Raw genomic sequence first — 15,096 nt, 5'->3', positions numbered from 1 at the left:
CTTATCGGCGAAGTGAGTGTTCGAGGCGGCGGCTGTACAGCGACAGCGGAAAGCACAAGGCGAAGTACATGAGGGCCACCGAGCCGTAGATGAAGAACGGCTGGAACGTGGCGTTGGTGATGATTTGTCCGGCGCGGGTCATTTCGACGAAGCCGATGACCGAGGTCAGCGCAGTGGCTTTGACCACTTGCACCATGAAACCCACGGTGGGCGCGATGCCGGCCCGCAGCGCCTGTGGCAGGATCACGTAGCGCATCTGTTCGCTGAAGCTCAGTGCCAGGCTGCTGGCCGCTTCCCACTGACCGTTGTCGATGGACTCCACGCAGCCACGCCAGATCTCGCTCAGGTACGCGCTGGCGTACAGCGTCAGGCAGATCGACGCGGCGACCAGTGCCGTGGTTTCGAGGCCGAACATCGACAGACCGAAATACACCAGGAACAACTGCAACAGCAGCGGCGTTCCCTGGAACACTTGCACATACAGCATGATCAGTCGGCGCAGAAAGCGCGTGCCGGTGAGGCGCAACACGACCAGGAGCGCCCCCAAAAGCCCACCGCCAATGAAGGCGATCAGGGACAACCCGACGGTCCAGCGCATGGCCAGCAACAGGTTGCGGGCGATGTCCCACAGCGTGAATTCGTACATGACAGTCCCTCAGCGACCAAAGATTAAATGCGGACCGACCCAATTCAGCAGGCGGCGAAGCGCGATCGACAGCAGCAGGTAAAGCCCGGCCACGACGATGTAGGTCTCGAAATTCCTGAACGAGGTACTGGCGATCTGGTTGGCCGCATAGGACAGCTCTTCGGTGGAGATCTGGCTGCACACGGCCGAGCCCAGCATGATGATGACCATCTGCCCGACGAGCGCTGGCCAGACCCGTTTGAGCGCAGGGGGCAGAATGACGCGGGTGAAAATCTGCCAGCGGTCAAGCGCCAGACTTTCTGCGGCTTCGATCTGGCCATTGGGGGTGGCTTCGATGCCGGAACGTGCGATCTCGCTGACGTAGGCCCCGAGGTTGATCACGTTTGCGAGGATGGCTGCGGTCAGTGCGGTCATTTTCAGCCCTAGCCCCGGCAACCCGAAGAAGATGAAAAACAACTGAATGATGAAAGGCGTGTTGCGGATCAGTTCCACATACAGTCCGATCAGCCAGCGCGCCCAACGCGGCCCTTTGCTGCGGATCACGCCGCAGGCGATGCCCAGCGTCGTTCCGAACACCGCCGCCAGCAGGGTCAGCAATGCGGTCAGCAACAGGCCATTGAGCAGTTGCGGCCACTGCGCGAATACCACCGAGAAATCCAGAGTCATGGTTCTATCGTTTCCACATTGAGCGCTTCAGGTGCCAGCAGGTGACGAACACCCGGAAGCTGTTCGAGGCGCAGCAGGTCGTCCAGCAGGCGCCGTGCACGAGGCAGCGGCACCGCCCGGGTGCTGCATTGCATGAATTTGTCGTTGAGTTGCGCGGATGAGAGCGGTTGTGCGGCTGACCCCAAGGGCATGGCGCAGAAGCCTTCAATGGCGCTACCGTCGTGGCGCACGACCTTGACCCAGGCCCCTTCCGGGGCTGATTCAAGCAACCGCGGTTGCCAGCGGTCGCTGCTGAACATGCGCACACGCTTCATCCATGTCCTGAGGTCGGCACGGCCGAGCACGGCGTCGTCCAGCATTGCGAGCGAAAGGTCACCCAGCAGGACGGTACAGGCCATGGCAAACGGCATGCTGAACTGCGCCTGTTGTCGGGTCACCGGAAGGTCATGCGCGAGGTTCTGGATCACGATCGGCGGTACGTCGCAGATAATTTCAGCGATATCGGGCGCAGCAACGACACCACGGCCAAGCATTTCACGCAGGGCATCGATGGCGGCATGGGAAGACAGGCACACCGGCACACGCTTGATGTCGACGCCTGGTTTTAGCAGGCTCCAGCTGTCGCCAGGCATCGTCACCGGCTCCAGCCGCCCGCCGTTGAACATCGCGGCGAGACCACGGCTGTGCTCGACAATGTCCAGTGGGCCGGTGCAGCCCTGGCGGGCCAACAGCGCAGCGATGACGCCCGCTTCACTGCTGCGTCCGGCCATGAGCGTTTTCGCGTCGCTGCCAAAAGTTGCTTTCATGCCCCCGGTCCCTGCCAGCGCGAGGGCGAATGCCGCCGCCGTCTGGCCGGTGGTCAGGTCCAAGGCATGGCTGGCAGCCGCGCACGCCCCGACGACCCCCAGCACACCGGTCGTCCACCACCCCCGGTCATAAAGCTGGCGGGTCAGTGCCTTGCCGAGCGCGTATTCGCACTCGGCGCCCGCCACGAACGCAGCCAGTAAGCGTGCGCCGCTGAGGCCCTGCATCTGCGCCACCGCGAGTGCCGCCGGCATGATCACGGCCGAGCCGTGGACAAACGCGGGGTAGGCGTTGTCGTCGAAATCCAGCGCATGCGCCGCTGTCGTGTTGACGAATGCGGCGGCTGGCGCACAGACCGGACGCTCATCGCCCAGTGCGCGGGCCTGACCATCGGCTGCGGTCAGGCGCGAGAGGGCAAGTGCCTGCATGGCGACCGAAGTGCGACTGCCTGCCAGGGCGACACCTGTGGTGTCGATCAGGCAGCGCTTGGCGGCGTGCTGCACAGCGGGCGGAATGTCCGCCAACTGCAGGCCCGACGTCCAGCGTGCGAGCGTCACCAGTGAGGGCGTGAAATCGTCCATGGTTACTCTGGCAACTCGCCTGCGGGCGCACCCAGCCATTTTTGCGAGATTGCATCGAGCGTGCCGTCGGCCTTGGCCTGACGAATGATCTCGTTGACCTTGTTGCGCAACTCGGGCTCGTTCTTGTTCATGCCGATGTAATTCGGCGCATTGGACAGAATCACCTTGAGCGCAATGTCCATGTTCGGGTTCTTCTGCTTGAGCGCGGCGGCCACCGTGGTGCCGATGGCGACCATCTGTGTCTGGCCGGAGAGGAAGGCTGAAATACTGCTGTTGTTGTCCTCGAACCGTTTGGTGATGGCTTCAGGCGCCATGTCGGTCAGTTCACGATCCTGCATCGACCCTCGGGTCACCGACACGGTTTTGCCCGCCATGTCGGCCATCGTTTTGACCGGCAGCGCGGTCTTGCCGAAGACCGCATCGAAGAAGGGCGAATAGGCGATGCTGTAGTCGATCACTTTCTCGCGCTCAGGGGTTTTGCCCAGCGAGGAAATGGTGAAGTCAGCTTTGCCCGACTGAAGATACGCCACACGGTTAGGCGCGGTGACGGGCACCAGTTGCAGCTTCACGCCCAGTTGCTTCGCCATCAGGTTGGCGACGTCGATGTCCAGGCCTTGAGGAACCATGTCCGGTCCGACGTAACCATAAGGCGGGTAGTCCACCGGGACGGCGACACGCAATTCCTTGCTTTTGATGATGTGGTCCAGCGCTTCGCCGGCCTGGGTGAGGGTGGAGCAGAACAGGGCGCTAAGGCCCGCAAACAGCCCTGCGGCGACGAGGGTTTTACGCATGGGCTTGCACAGTCTGGCTTTCATCAGGACGCTCCGGTAGAGGAATGATTCGGGATGGACAAGGTGTCCAGGCAAAACGGCAGGTCTAGAAAAAAGGGTCAACCCAGGTCCCACCACTCTCCGAGGCTCAGCAGCTTCTCTTCGGTATGGGTGACCGAGGCTTCTACGTCCTGGGTCGAGGCGGCAGACATCAACGCCACCAGCATTTCGCTGACGAGCATGGCGGGCACGATGGTGTCGTAGAACGAAGGGGTCTGGTTTTTCACGATGATCGTTTCAGCCGCCAGGCGTGCGGTGGGTGAGGTCAGGCTGTCGGTGATGGTGATGATGCGCACACCCTGCTGGTGCAGGTAATTGGTGAGGGTAATCAGCCGCCGCGAGTAGCGCGGCAGGCTGCACACCAGAGCGACGTCCTTGGGGCTGGTCTGATTGATGATCGACATCACGCCGCTTTCACCGGCGCCTTCGACCAGCCTCACGTTCTTGGCAAAGTAGGAGGCCACGTGGGAAAACTGAAACGCCACCCCGAACGACGAGCGCATGCCCAGGCAGTAGACCTGACGCGCGCCTGCAAGGAGGGCTACGGCACGGGAAATGGCGCGCAGGTTGTCGTTGCTGCACATCGACTGAATCTGCTCGATGGCGTTGTTGGCCATGTCCTGAATGACCCGCTGTTCGCCGACGCGTTGCTTGAGTTCAACCAGGTCATGCGCACGTGAACCGTAGGCGCTGTTCTGTCCGCGCAATGAGTCGATGAACACTTCACGCAACTGATCGTAGCCGGTCATGCCCATGCGCTTGGCCAACCGGGTCATGGTCGAGGGCGGCACATTGGCCAGGCGGGCGATGTCTCGCATCGACATAACGGCGATTTCATGGGGGTTGTCCAGAATGAAACTGGCCGCCGCACGCTCCTGTCGCGGGAAGGTCTCGAACTGCTGCTGGAGCTGGGTGCAAATCTGATCGCGGTCCATCCGGTTGGCCACCTGGAACTGAAGTCCCGGGTGAAATTGCAACAGGTGTGCCAGAAAATTTCGAAATGATTCAAGTGATTCATGACTGAGGGGCGGTCAGTCGGCGCACCGTTGAAGGGGCGGCGACTCAGGTCGGTCGATTTCGATTGGTTTGATTCAAAAAAGGCAGAGCGGCAATGGGTGGTGAATGACGTGGTTTCTTTCCAGGGCATCCCGTGACGTCGGATGCCGGGGGCGCCACGCGTCGACGTGGTGCGACGCACTGCGACAGTGCGACCGCATTGCTGCAGTGATGTCAGTCCCTGGTGGAATGACCCGTTGCCTTTATTTCGTTTGTGAGAAAGCGGGGAGATCGCTTGAATAGGCGCCTCTCCCACCGCCTGCAGGTCGTTTGAGCATGGATTTTCCGTCAGTCAGCCAGTCCATTTCCTTCGTTCACCCCATCAGCCTTACCCATGGAAAAAACGCTGAGGTCTGGGACGTTGATGCAAAGCGTTACATCGATTTCGTCGGGGGTATCGGTGTATTGAATCTGGGGCATTGCCATCCCAAAATCGTGGCGGCCATTTGCGAGCAGGCTCAGCGCATGACGCATTACGCGTTCAACGCAGCCCCCCATGTGCCGTATCAACGGTTTATTGAACGGCTGGCGGCGTTTATTCCGGTGAGCTACCCGGTCAGCGGCATGCTGACCAACAGCGGCGCCGAAGCGGCGGAGAATGCGCTGAAAATCGTACGTGGACACACTGGCAAGTCGGCGGTCATCGCGTTCGATGGCGCGTTTCACGGGCGGACCCTGGCGACGCTGAACCTCAACGGCAAGGTGGCGCCCTATAAGCAGAAAGTCGGGTCGCTGCCCGGGCCAGTGTTCCATCTGCCGTATCCGAGCGCGGACAATGGTGTTTCGACCGCCGAAGCCCTGAAGGCGATGGACAGGCTGTTCAGCGTGGAAATCGACATCGACGAAGTCGCGTGTTTCATCATCGAACCGGTGCAAGGCGAGGGCGGCTTCCTGGCACTGGACGTCGAGTTCGCTCAGGCGTTGCGCCGGCTGTGCGACGACAAGGGCATCGTCCTGATCATCGATGAAATCCAGTCAGGCTTCGGCCGCACCGGTCAACGCTTTGCCTTCAGCCGTCTGGGCATCGAGCCGGATCTGCTGTTGCTCGGCAAGAGCATCGCAGGCGGGGTTCCGTTGGGGGCAGTCGTCGGTCGCAAGGCGCTGATGGATACATTGCCCAAAGGCGGGCTGGGTGGGACCTACTCCGGGAATCCACTGGCGTGCGCGGCAGGTCTGGCCACGCTGGATGAGATGACCGATGCCAACCTCGCTGCCTGGGGTGAGCAGTATTCGGTCGCCTTGCTGACCCGCTACGAACAATGGCAGGCGCAGAAGCTGTCGCCGTACCTTGGGCGGTTGACCGGCGTCGGCGCGATGCGCGGCATCGAGCTGCTGACCCCGGAAGGTAAACCGGCTACCGCACAAATGGCTCAGTTGCTGGCGAGCGCAAGGGAGCGCGGGTTGCTCTTGATGCCGAGCGGCAAAGCCCGTCACATCATTCGACTGTTGGCGCCCTTGACCATCGAGCCCGAGGTGCTGAACGAGGGGTTGGACATTCTCGAGGCGTGCCTGGCGAGCCTCTGATCCGTCATACCTTCAAAAAAAGCGCTGTGCGCGGTGCATCTGTGTGAAAAGAAACGCACGTCTGTGTGACCGCGCACTCTAACCCCTGCATTCACCGAATGAGTCAGTGGTCATGAGCGCAAAAACACCTCCGCCAGCGTCGCAATCTCCCGAACTCCCCGACGAGACGCCGGAATACCCGCTGTCGGCACCCATCAAACCCGATGATCCAGAGCGCCGTAGCGAACAGTCCAAGGCCGAAACGCAAGGCTGCGTTGAAGAGCAGGGGGCCGTCGACTCTGGACCGGGCACATGAGAGTGACTCGAGCTTTGCATGGTAACTGCATGCCATTCTTGATGATTGTGCTTGGAATACCCGACTAAACCCGGAAGAATGCGCCTTTTTCTCGCGCGCGTTGGTCGTGCGAATCACCACGCTGACAACCCCAGCGGAGGAAGCGAATTTGAACCAGCTAAAACGCCTTCAGAGCGGCATTGAAGGACTGGATGAGTTGCTGAAGGGCGGTTTCGTCGCCGGATCGTCGTACATCATTCAGGGACGTCCGGGGTCGGGCAAGACCATTCTGGCCAATCAGATCGGGTTCAACCATGCGCGTGCGGGTGGACGTGTGCTCTTCGCCACGCTGCTTGCCGAACCGCACGAGCGTCTGTTTCAGTTTCTGTCGACGTTGAGTTTTTTCGACAAAGACAAGATCGGCGATCAGATCCAGTTCGTCAGCGCGTTCGACACGATGGAAAACGACGGGCTGGATGAGGTGGTCAAGCTGTTGCGCCGAGAAATCGTGCGTCAGAAGTCCACGGTGATGATTCTCGACGGTCTGCTGAACGCTCGGTCCAGGGCGGATTCGCCGCTCAATACCAAGCGGTTCATCTCTGAATTGCAGGGCCACGCCGCTTTTGCCGGCTGCACGGTGTTTTTCCTGACCAGTTCGCAGCTCGATGATGGCAGTCCTGAACACACCATGGTCGATGGGGTGCTGGAGTTGGGCGAAGAGGTGGTCGGCACCAAATCGATCCGCCGCATCAAGATGCGCAAGACCCGGGGCAGCGGCGCGTTGGCCGGGGCGCATGAATGCGAGATCACCGAGGACGGGCTGGTCGTCTATCCGCGGCTTGAAAGCACCCTGACCGATTCGGCCATGCGTGACAGCGACCATTGCTCGCTCGTGTCAAGCGGTCTGCCTTCACTCGACCCGCTGATCGGCGGAGGGTTGGTGACCTCTTCCTCGACGTTGATCATCGGGCCTTCCGGCTCGGGCAAGACATCGTTCGGCATCAGTTTTCTGGGACAGTCGACGGTCGAATCGCCAGGCCTGCACTTCGGCTTCTACGAATCACCGCAACGCCTGCGCATGAAGGCTGCGTCACTGGGTCTGGATTTCGCCAGCATGGAGCGGTCCGGCGCCCTGACCATCCTGTGGAAATCGACGGGTGCCGGCTTGATCGACAAAATGGCCCTTGAGCTGCTGCGGGTGGTCGAAGAAAAATCCATCAAGCGGGTCTTTCTCGACAGCCTGGGCGGAATGGCCCGGGTCGCCGCCGACACGTCGCGCTTGCAGGACCTGTTTACCTCGTTGATGGGCGAGCTGCGAGCGCGGGATGTCACTGTAGTAGCGTCCTGGGAGGTCCAGAGTCTGTTCGGCGGAGAGATCAATGCGCCGGCACCGGACCTGTCGAGCATCGTCGACAACTTGCTGGTCCTGCGTTTCCTACAAGAAAGGGCTGAACTTAAACGCCAATTGTCCATTCTTAAAATCAGGGACAATCCCTACGATCCTGCGCTGCTGGAAGTCACCATCAGTGAGCAAGGTCTTGACGTGAAAAAGGCTCATTTCCATGCCCTTGGCGATTCCCATAACGCGTAGACACCGCGGTCGCCAATACGCTCACGATGCGTCGAGCGGACCGAGGGCCCTATGACCACCATATTGATCGTCGATGACGAGTACTTGATCGCCGACATTCTCAGCTTCGCGCTTGAGGATGAGGGCTATCTCACCGTGACCGCAGGCAGCGGCCAGAAAGCGTTGAGCATTCTGGACCGGGAAAAACCGCAGTTGATCATCACCGACTACATGATGCCTGGCATGAACGGCATTGAGCTGGCCGAGGCGGTGCGGGCGCACAAGACGCTGGGCCAATTGCCCATGATGTTGATGAGCGGTGCGCAGGCGCATCTCGGGGTCGCACGGCCTGATCTGTTTGTGGACGTGTTCGACAAGCCGTTCGAGATTCAGTCCGTGCTGTCCAGGGTCAAATCGCTGCTGGGCCCCGGCGGCGCCTGATTCGTCAGCGTCTCAATCGATGAGTTGATCATCAGCGACCGGTTACTTGCGGGTGCATGAACAGGCGTTCGTCCGGCGGAACGAAAATATCCGGAATCTCGCCCGTGACGCAGAGTCGAGTGTTTATAACACTTAAAAGGACTGCGCCATGATCTCCTCACTTGAACTCTGCCAAATCATTGAATCCTCATTCCTGCCCGCCCGCTGCCAGTGCTCGGTAGACGCGAGAGGCCTCATGTCTATCCAGCTGTACACCTCGCGCACTGGGCATGCCGACTTCATGACCACGGGAATAGATGTATCCACCCTCAACACCAGCCGCAGCATCGCGTCGCTGATCACCGGCCTTAAAGAAGATCTGCGCCTGCGTTCACTGGGCGGCGGTTCGCCGCGGGCGATTGATCGCAGAGCGACGACGTTCGGCGGTTAAGGCGGATCAAGCGGCTGCAACGGCGGCGATCATCATCTCTTTCGGCTTCACCGATGCGCCCACCGCAACGGTGAATGGCCTGCGGCATCTCCGAAATCTCCCTGACGAACGCTTTGAACCGGATCACGGCACCGACAGGTAAGCGGTGATGCACCTGTATTTACGGCGCGACGTCAATACCCAGAGTTGAAAAACACTTTATCCGCGACGCATGAAAAAATACTGGCATATACCTCTGAATCTGAATATCGTGGCATATGCCACCTTTTTCGGATGGGCGTCGTCGACTGTTTCGACCTGGATGTCGGTGAAGCCTCAACCGTGGGTTTGAAGTGGTTGAGCCGCGCACCACCGATTTTTTGATGTTCAACGCTTGTCTGGATACCTCCCATGCTTGGCCTTGTACGCGTTGCTTTGAGACGACCGTATACGTTCGTCGTGCTCGCCATCCTGATTCTGATCATCGGCCCGCTGACGGCCTTACGCACGCCCACTGACATCTTTCCGGAGATCCGCATCCCGGTCATCGCGGTCATCTGGCAGTACACCGGCCTTGCGCCGGATCAGATGGCGGGGCGAGTCACGTCGCCGTTCGAGCGGGTGCTGACCACCACCGTGAACGACATCCGCCACATCGAAGCGCAGTCGCTCAACGGCTTTGGCATCGTGAAGGTGTTCTTCCAGCCAGGCGTCAACATCAGTACCGCCAACGCGCAGCTAACCTCTGTTGCCCAGGCTATTTTGCGTAACCTGCCGCCCGGTACGGTGCCGCCGTTGATCCTCAACTACAGCGCATCGACGGTGCCCATTGTCCAGTTGGCATTGTCGGGCAAGGACCTTAGCGAGCAGAAACTCGGCGACCTGGGCCTCAACACCGTGCGCCTGATGCTGACCACTGTGCCCGGCGCTGCGTTGCCGTACCCGTTTGGCGGCAAGACCCGTCAGGTGCAGATCGATCTCGACCCGGCTCAGATGCAGGCCCGAGGCTTGTCGGCCCAGGATGTGGCGAACGCACTGGCCACGCAAAACCAGATCACCCCGGTGGGCACCGAGAAAATTGGCAGCTTCGAGTACATGCTGCAGCTGAACAACTCGCCGGTCGCTTTCAAGGACCTGGAGGACCTGCCGATCAAGACGGCCAATGGCACCACGGTATTGATCCGTGACGTCGGCACGGTGAAAGATGGCAACCCGCCACAAAGCAACATCGTGCACGTGAACGGCAATCGTTCGGTGTTGATTCCGGTGCTGAAAACCGGGTCGGCGTCGACGCTGGGCGTCATCGCCGGTATCAAGGAAAAGCTGGCGGACTCCAAGGCGCAGCTGCCGGAAAACCTGAACATCGACCTGATCGGCGATCAGTCGCTGTTTGTCCGCGCCGCGATCAGTGGCGTGGCGCGGGAAGGTCTCATCGCCGCGGCGCTGACCAGTCTGATGATCTTGCTGTTCCTCGGCAGTTGGCGTTCCACCGTGATCATCGCGGTGTCGATCCCGTTGGCAATTCTCTCGTCCATTGCGGCGTTGTCCGCGCTGGGAGAGACACTCAACATCATGACGCTGGGAGGATTGGCGCTGGCCGTGGGCATCCTGGTAGACGATGCCACGGTGACCATCGAGAACATCAATTGGCACCTGGAGCAGGGTAAGCAGGTCGAGGCGGCGATCATGGACGGAGCGGCGCAAATCGTGACGCCCGCGTTTGTTTCGCTGTTGTGCATCTGCATCGTGTTCGTGCCGATGTTCTTCCTGGACGGTGTTGCCCGCTTCCTGTTCGTGCCGATGGCCGAAGCGGTGATCTTCGCCATGATCGCCTCGTTCATCCTGTCGCGAACGCTGGTGCCGACGATGGCCAACTTCCTGCTCAAACCCCATGCGGCGGGTGAGGCGCATGGCGAAAAGCCGGTCAGTCGTAACCCGCTGGTGCGCTTCCAGCGCGGGTTCGAAGCGCGCTTCGAGCAAGTCCGCGAAGGGTACCGCGGCATGCTGGAAACCGCCCTGGAACACCGCCGGTCCGTCATGATCGCGATCTTCGCGTTCGTCATCGCCTCGTTCGCGCTGGTACCGTTCCTGGGCCGCAACTTTTTCCCGGCGGTCGACTCCGGTCAGATCCTGATGCACGTACGTGCGCCGGTCGGCATGCGCGTGGAAAGCACAGCGCGTCTGATCACCGATGTCGAGAACAGCATTCGGCGCGTCATCGAACCGTCGGAACTCAAGGCAGTGGTGGACAACATCGGTCTGGCGGTCAGCGGCATCAACGCGGCCTACAACAACACTGGTACGGTCGGCTCGCAAGACAGCGACATCCAGATCAGCCTTAATGAGGACCACAAACCGACAGCGGACTACATTCGCCAGTTGCGCGAGGCGCTCCCGCGCGAATTCCCCAATGCCGTGTTTTCGTTTCCGCCGGCAGACATCGTCGGGCAGATCCTGAACTTCGGTTCATCGGCGCCGGTGGACGTGCAGATCGCCGGCAACAACCTGCCCGCCAACTTCGCCTTCGCCAACACCTTGCTGCGCGAGATCCGTCGCGTCCCGGGCGTTGCCGACGCGCGTATCCAGCAATCCCAGCAATTGCCGACGTTCAAGATCAACGTCGACCGGACTCGCGCGCAGCTGGTGGGTATCAGCGAACGCGATATCACCAACAGCCTGGTGGTCAACTTCGCCGGTTCGAGCCAGGTCGCACCGACGTTCTGGCTGAACACGGCCAACGGCGTTTCCTACCCGATCGTCCTGCAAACCCCGCAGTACAGCCTCGACTCGCTGGCACAGCTGCACAACCTGCCGTTGACATCGGCCACAGCGCCCGGATCGCCGGGAGCGGGGCAGATTCTTGGGGGGCTGGCGTCGGTAGAACGTAGCCACAGCAACTCGGTGGTGAGCCAGTCCGATATCCAGCCGGTCGTGGAAGTGTTGACCTCGATTCAGGGTCGGGACCTGGGCGGTGTCGCTGCTGACATTCAGAAGATTCTCGCGGCGCACGCCAGTGAGATCCCGAAGGGCTCCAAAGTCACCCTGCAGGGGCAGGCGACCACAATGAACAACGCGTTCAGCGGCATGTTGTTCGGCCTGCTCGGCGCGGTGGTGCTGATCTACCTGTTGATCGTGGTCAACTTTCAGTCCTGGAGCGACCCGTTCGTGATCATCACTGCGTTGCCAGCGGCCCTGGCCGGGATTGTCTGGATGCTGTTCGTGACGCACACGCCGCTGTCGGTGCCCGCGCTGACGGGGGCGATCATGTGCATGGGTGTGGCCACAGCCAACGCCATTCTGGTCGTCAGTTTTTGCCGGGAGCGTCTGGCTGAGCATGGCAATCCGGTGCTGGCCGCGCTGGAGGGCGGATTCACCCGGTTTCGCCCGGTTCTGATGACCGCGATTTCGATGATCATCGGCATGGCGCCGATGGCGTTGAGCCTAGGCGAGGGGGGCGAGCAGAATGCGCCGCTCGGTCGCGCGGTCATTGGCGGGTTGAGTTTTGCCACGGTCGCCACACTGTTCCTGGTGCCTATCATCTTCAGCCTTGTCCACGCCCGCGATGCTCGCTCTCGCGACCGCCACGCCACCGTGCAGACCAACGCAACACAAGGGTTTTGACATGCTTACTGACACTCCTGTAATCCATCCTCAACCGCGCCGCAGTGCCGGACGCGCAAGACTCGGCCTGTTGGTCGCGCTGCTGGCGGTGGTCGCCATCGTCACGGTCGGTATCGGTGTGCGCGCCAACGAGTCGAAGGACCTGAAAACCTGGACCGACACACAGGCGCTGCCCAGTGTGATTCTGGTCAGCCCGGTCGCAGCCGCCCAAGGTGCCGCGCTGGTTCTGCCGGGCCGTCTGGAAGCCTGGTCGCGGGCGGCGATCTTTGCTCGGGTCGGGGGTTATCTGAAGTCCTGGAAGGCGGACATTGGGGCGAAGGTCAAGGCCGGTCAGTTGCTTGCCGAGATCGATACGCCCGAAGTGGATCAGCAACTGCTCCAGGCCCGCGCCGATCTGGCCGCTGCCAAGGCCAACGCCTCACTGTCCCAGACCAGCGCCAAACGCTGGCAGGCGATGCTGGCGTCCGACTCGGTGTCGAAGCAGGAAGTCGACGAACGTAACGGGGATCTGGCCGCCAAACAGGCGCAGGTCATGGCCGCCCAGGCCAACGTCGAGCGACTGACCGCGACCAAGGGTTTTCAACGCCTGACCGCGCCATTCGATGGTGTCGTCACCGCGCGTTCGACCGATGTCGGTGCTTTGATCAACGTCGGCAGCAGCACCAGCGGTCAGGAGCTGTTCGCCGTATCGGACGTCAGCCGCCTGCGTGTTTACGTGCAGGTGCCGCAGTCCTATGCGCCGCAGATCAAGGTGGGCACCGACGCACGGCTGAGCGTGCCTGAGTACCCGGGCGAACCCTTCAAAGCAACTGTGATTGCGTCGGCCGATTCGGTGAACGCGGCCTCGGGCAGCACGTTGGTGCAGCTTCAGGTCGATAACCCGGCAGGTCGTCTGTTGCCGGGTGCGTACACCAGCGTGCGTTTCGACCTGCCGGTACAACCCAATGTCGTGCGTTTGCCGGCCAGTGCCTTGCAGTTCGATGACCGTGGCATGCGTGTCGCGACGCTCGATCAACACGATCATGTGCTGTTCAAGACCGTCACCATTGCACGGGACTTCGGTGACACCGTCGAAATCGGCTCAGGCGTCACGGCAGCGGATCGAGTCATCGATACACCGCCCGATGGTTTGAGCGATAACGACCCTGTTCAGGTATCAAAACCTGCAGCGGCGAACACTGTCGCCGAGGCGAAACCTCATGGTTAAGCACAGCCTGCTGTTCATCGCCATGTTGGGCGTGGGCGCGTGTTCGTTGGCCCCGCATTACAAAGTCCCCGAGACACCGGTGCCCGCGCAGTATAAAACCCAGGGCGTCTGGAGCCTGGCGGCGCCGAGCGACCAGATCAGCCGCGACGGATGGTGGCGTGTGTACCGCGATCCGCAACTCGATGCGCTGCAACAGCAGTTGCTGTCGAACAACCCGAATCTGAGTGCGGCGCTGGCGCACTACGCTCAGGCGCAGGCGTTCGTGGCGCAGGTGAATTCGGCGCTGCTGCCGACGGTCAAGGGCTTCGGCAACGGCCAGCGTATTCGCCAGTCGGACACGCGACCGTTGCGATCAACGACCACAGACAACGTTTACAACTCCGGCACGCTGGGGTTGCAGGTCGATTACGAAGTGGATTTGTGGGGCCGCGTGCGTGACTCGGTGAACGCAGGAACCGATGAAGCGCAGGCCTCACTGGCAGACTTGGCGTCGGTACGCCTGAGCCTGCAAGCACAACTGGCGGACAGCTACATACGCTTGCGTGGGCTGGACCAGCAAACCCGGTTGCTCGAGCAAACGACCGAGGCGTTCAGCAAGGCGGTCAATTTGACTCAGGGCCTGCATGACGGCGGCATCGTCTCGGGACTCGACGTCGCGCGCGCCCATTCGCAGTTGTCCTCGGCCAGATCGCAGCTCAAACAGAACACCGTGCAGCGCGCCTTGCTTGAACACAGCATCGCCGCACTGACCGGCGCCTCGGCGTCGCAATTCAGCATCACGCCGTCGACCGAGGCATTGCCGCTACCGGTTGTGCCGACCGGCGTTCCGTCGACGCTGCTGCAGCGCCGGCCGGATATTGCTGCAGCCGAGCGTCGAATCGCGGCTGCGAATGCACGAATCGGCGTCGCACGCAGTGCGTTCTTCCCGACCCTGACGCTGAGTGCGCAAGGCGGGTACCAGAGCGACGAGTTCGCCCACCTGTTGAGCGCACCCAACCTGTTCTGGGCCATTGGCCCTGCGTTGGTCACGACTGTTTTCGACGGTGGCTTGCGACAGGCCCAAGTGGACGCTGCGAAGGCTGCGACCGACGAGGCGGGTGGCAAGTACCGGGCGCAGGTGCTGGCGGCATTCGAACAGGTGGAGGACAACCTGGCGATCATCGACGGCCTGGGTTCGGCACTGGAAGATCAACGTGCCGCAGCCGACGCGGCGCACTACAGCGAAGACCTGTCCCTGGCGCGTTACAAGCAGGGTGCGGTGGGTTATCTGGACGTTGTGGCCGCGCAGACTGCTGCATTACAGGCACAGCGCAGCGTGCTCGATCTGCAAACCCAGCAACTGGCTGCCAGCGTGGGATTGGTGAAGGCGTTGGGCGGGGGCTGGACGTCGGCCGACTTGGCGGTTGACGCAACATCGCAGGAGGCCAGACCCGCAGCACGGGTTAGATGATGCGGTCTTCGGCCTCG

Annotated in this window: 13 protein-coding genes; 8 read left to right on the top strand and 5 right to left on the bottom strand. The window is 61.3% G+C overall.

Annotated elements, in window-relative coordinates:
- Position 1 precedes the first annotated feature (1 nt).
- The 5 genes from AB4N84_RS25500 to AB4N84_RS25480 all read right to left on the bottom strand — a co-directional run bounded on the left by AB4N84_RS25500 (position 2) and on the right by AB4N84_RS25480 (position 4,462).
- The gene (locus tag AB4N84_RS25500) at positions 2–646 is read right to left on the bottom strand and encodes an amino acid ABC transporter permease (protein WP_074750692.1); all 645 of its coding nucleotides are present in this window, start codon (positions 644–646) and stop codon (positions 2–4) included.
- Between the two features lie 9 nt (positions 647–655).
- The gene (locus tag AB4N84_RS25495; RefSeq protein WP_460043783.1) at positions 656–1,312 is read right to left on the bottom strand and encodes an amino acid ABC transporter permease; all 657 of its coding nucleotides are present in this window, start codon (positions 1,310–1,312) and stop codon (positions 656–658) included.
- A complete protein-coding gene (locus tag AB4N84_RS25490; protein WP_460043782.1) occupies positions 1,309–2,697 on the bottom strand; it encodes an MmgE/PrpD family protein in 1,389 nt (462 codons plus the stop codon). Before AB4N84_RS25490 ends, AB4N84_RS25495 begins: the two co-directional genes overlap by 4 nt.
- A 2-nt stretch (positions 2,698–2,699) precedes the next feature.
- Entirely contained in the window at positions 2,700–3,488 is a 789-nt protein-coding gene (locus tag AB4N84_RS25485; RefSeq protein ID WP_460047142.1) for a transporter substrate-binding domain-containing protein, read from the bottom strand.
- Between the two features lie 98 nt (positions 3,489–3,586).
- Complete coding sequence (locus AB4N84_RS25480) at positions 3,587–4,462, bottom strand: MurR/RpiR family transcriptional regulator (protein WP_074750700.1); 876 nt, start codon at positions 4,460–4,462, stop codon at positions 3,587–3,589.
- A 397-nt stretch (positions 4,463–4,859) separates the two neighbouring features.
- Between AB4N84_RS25480 and AB4N84_RS25475 the strand changes: the two genes are divergently transcribed.
- The 8 genes from AB4N84_RS25475 to AB4N84_RS25440 all read left to right on the top strand — a co-directional run bounded on the left by AB4N84_RS25475 (position 4,860) and on the right by AB4N84_RS25440 (position 15,079).
- Complete coding sequence (locus tag AB4N84_RS25475) at positions 4,860–6,107, top strand: 2-aminoadipate transaminase (protein WP_074750702.1); 1,248 nt, start codon at positions 4,860–4,862, stop codon at positions 6,105–6,107.
- A gap of 112 nt (positions 6,108–6,219) precedes the next feature.
- Positions 6,220–6,402, top strand: coding sequence for a hypothetical protein (locus AB4N84_RS25470; RefSeq protein ID WP_143024298.1), 183 nt, complete (start codon positions 6,220–6,222; stop codon positions 6,400–6,402).
- Positions 6,403–6,550: 148 nt separating this feature from the next.
- A complete protein-coding gene (locus AB4N84_RS25465) occupies positions 6,551–7,972 on the top strand; it encodes an ATPase domain-containing protein (protein ID WP_460043781.1) in 1,422 nt (473 codons plus the stop codon).
- A 51-nt stretch (positions 7,973–8,023) separates the two neighbouring features.
- A complete protein-coding gene (locus AB4N84_RS25460; RefSeq protein ID WP_460043780.1) occupies positions 8,024–8,392 on the top strand; it encodes a response regulator in 369 nt (122 codons plus the stop codon).
- 148 nt (positions 8,393–8,540) lie between these two features.
- The gene (locus AB4N84_RS25455) at positions 8,541–8,822 is read left to right on the top strand and encodes a DUF1652 domain-containing protein (protein ID WP_074750708.1); all 282 of its coding nucleotides are present in this window, start codon (positions 8,541–8,543) and stop codon (positions 8,820–8,822) included.
- A 390-nt stretch (positions 8,823–9,212) separates the two neighbouring features.
- Complete coding sequence (locus AB4N84_RS25450) at positions 9,213–12,422, top strand: efflux RND transporter permease subunit (RefSeq protein ID WP_460043779.1); 3,210 nt, start codon at positions 9,213–9,215, stop codon at positions 12,420–12,422.
- 1 nt (position 12,423) lies between these two features.
- Positions 12,424–13,629 carry an efflux RND transporter periplasmic adaptor subunit gene (locus AB4N84_RS25445; protein ID WP_460043778.1) on the top strand — a complete coding sequence of 402 codons (1,206 nt, stop codon included), beginning with the start codon at positions 12,424–12,426 and terminating at the stop codon, positions 13,627–13,629.
- Positions 13,622–15,079 (top strand): efflux transporter outer membrane subunit, encoded by a 1,458-nt coding sequence (locus AB4N84_RS25440; RefSeq protein ID WP_460043776.1) that lies wholly within the window; start codon positions 13,622–13,624, stop codon positions 15,077–15,079. Before AB4N84_RS25445 ends, AB4N84_RS25440 begins: the two co-directional genes overlap by 8 nt.
- Positions 15,080–15,096 lie beyond the last annotated feature (17 nt).

The sequence above is a fragment of the Pseudomonas sp. S2_H01 genome, from assembly GCF_054668305.1.
Note: the sequence above shows the minus strand (reverse complement) of the source record. Positions and strands in the feature narration are given on the sequence as shown.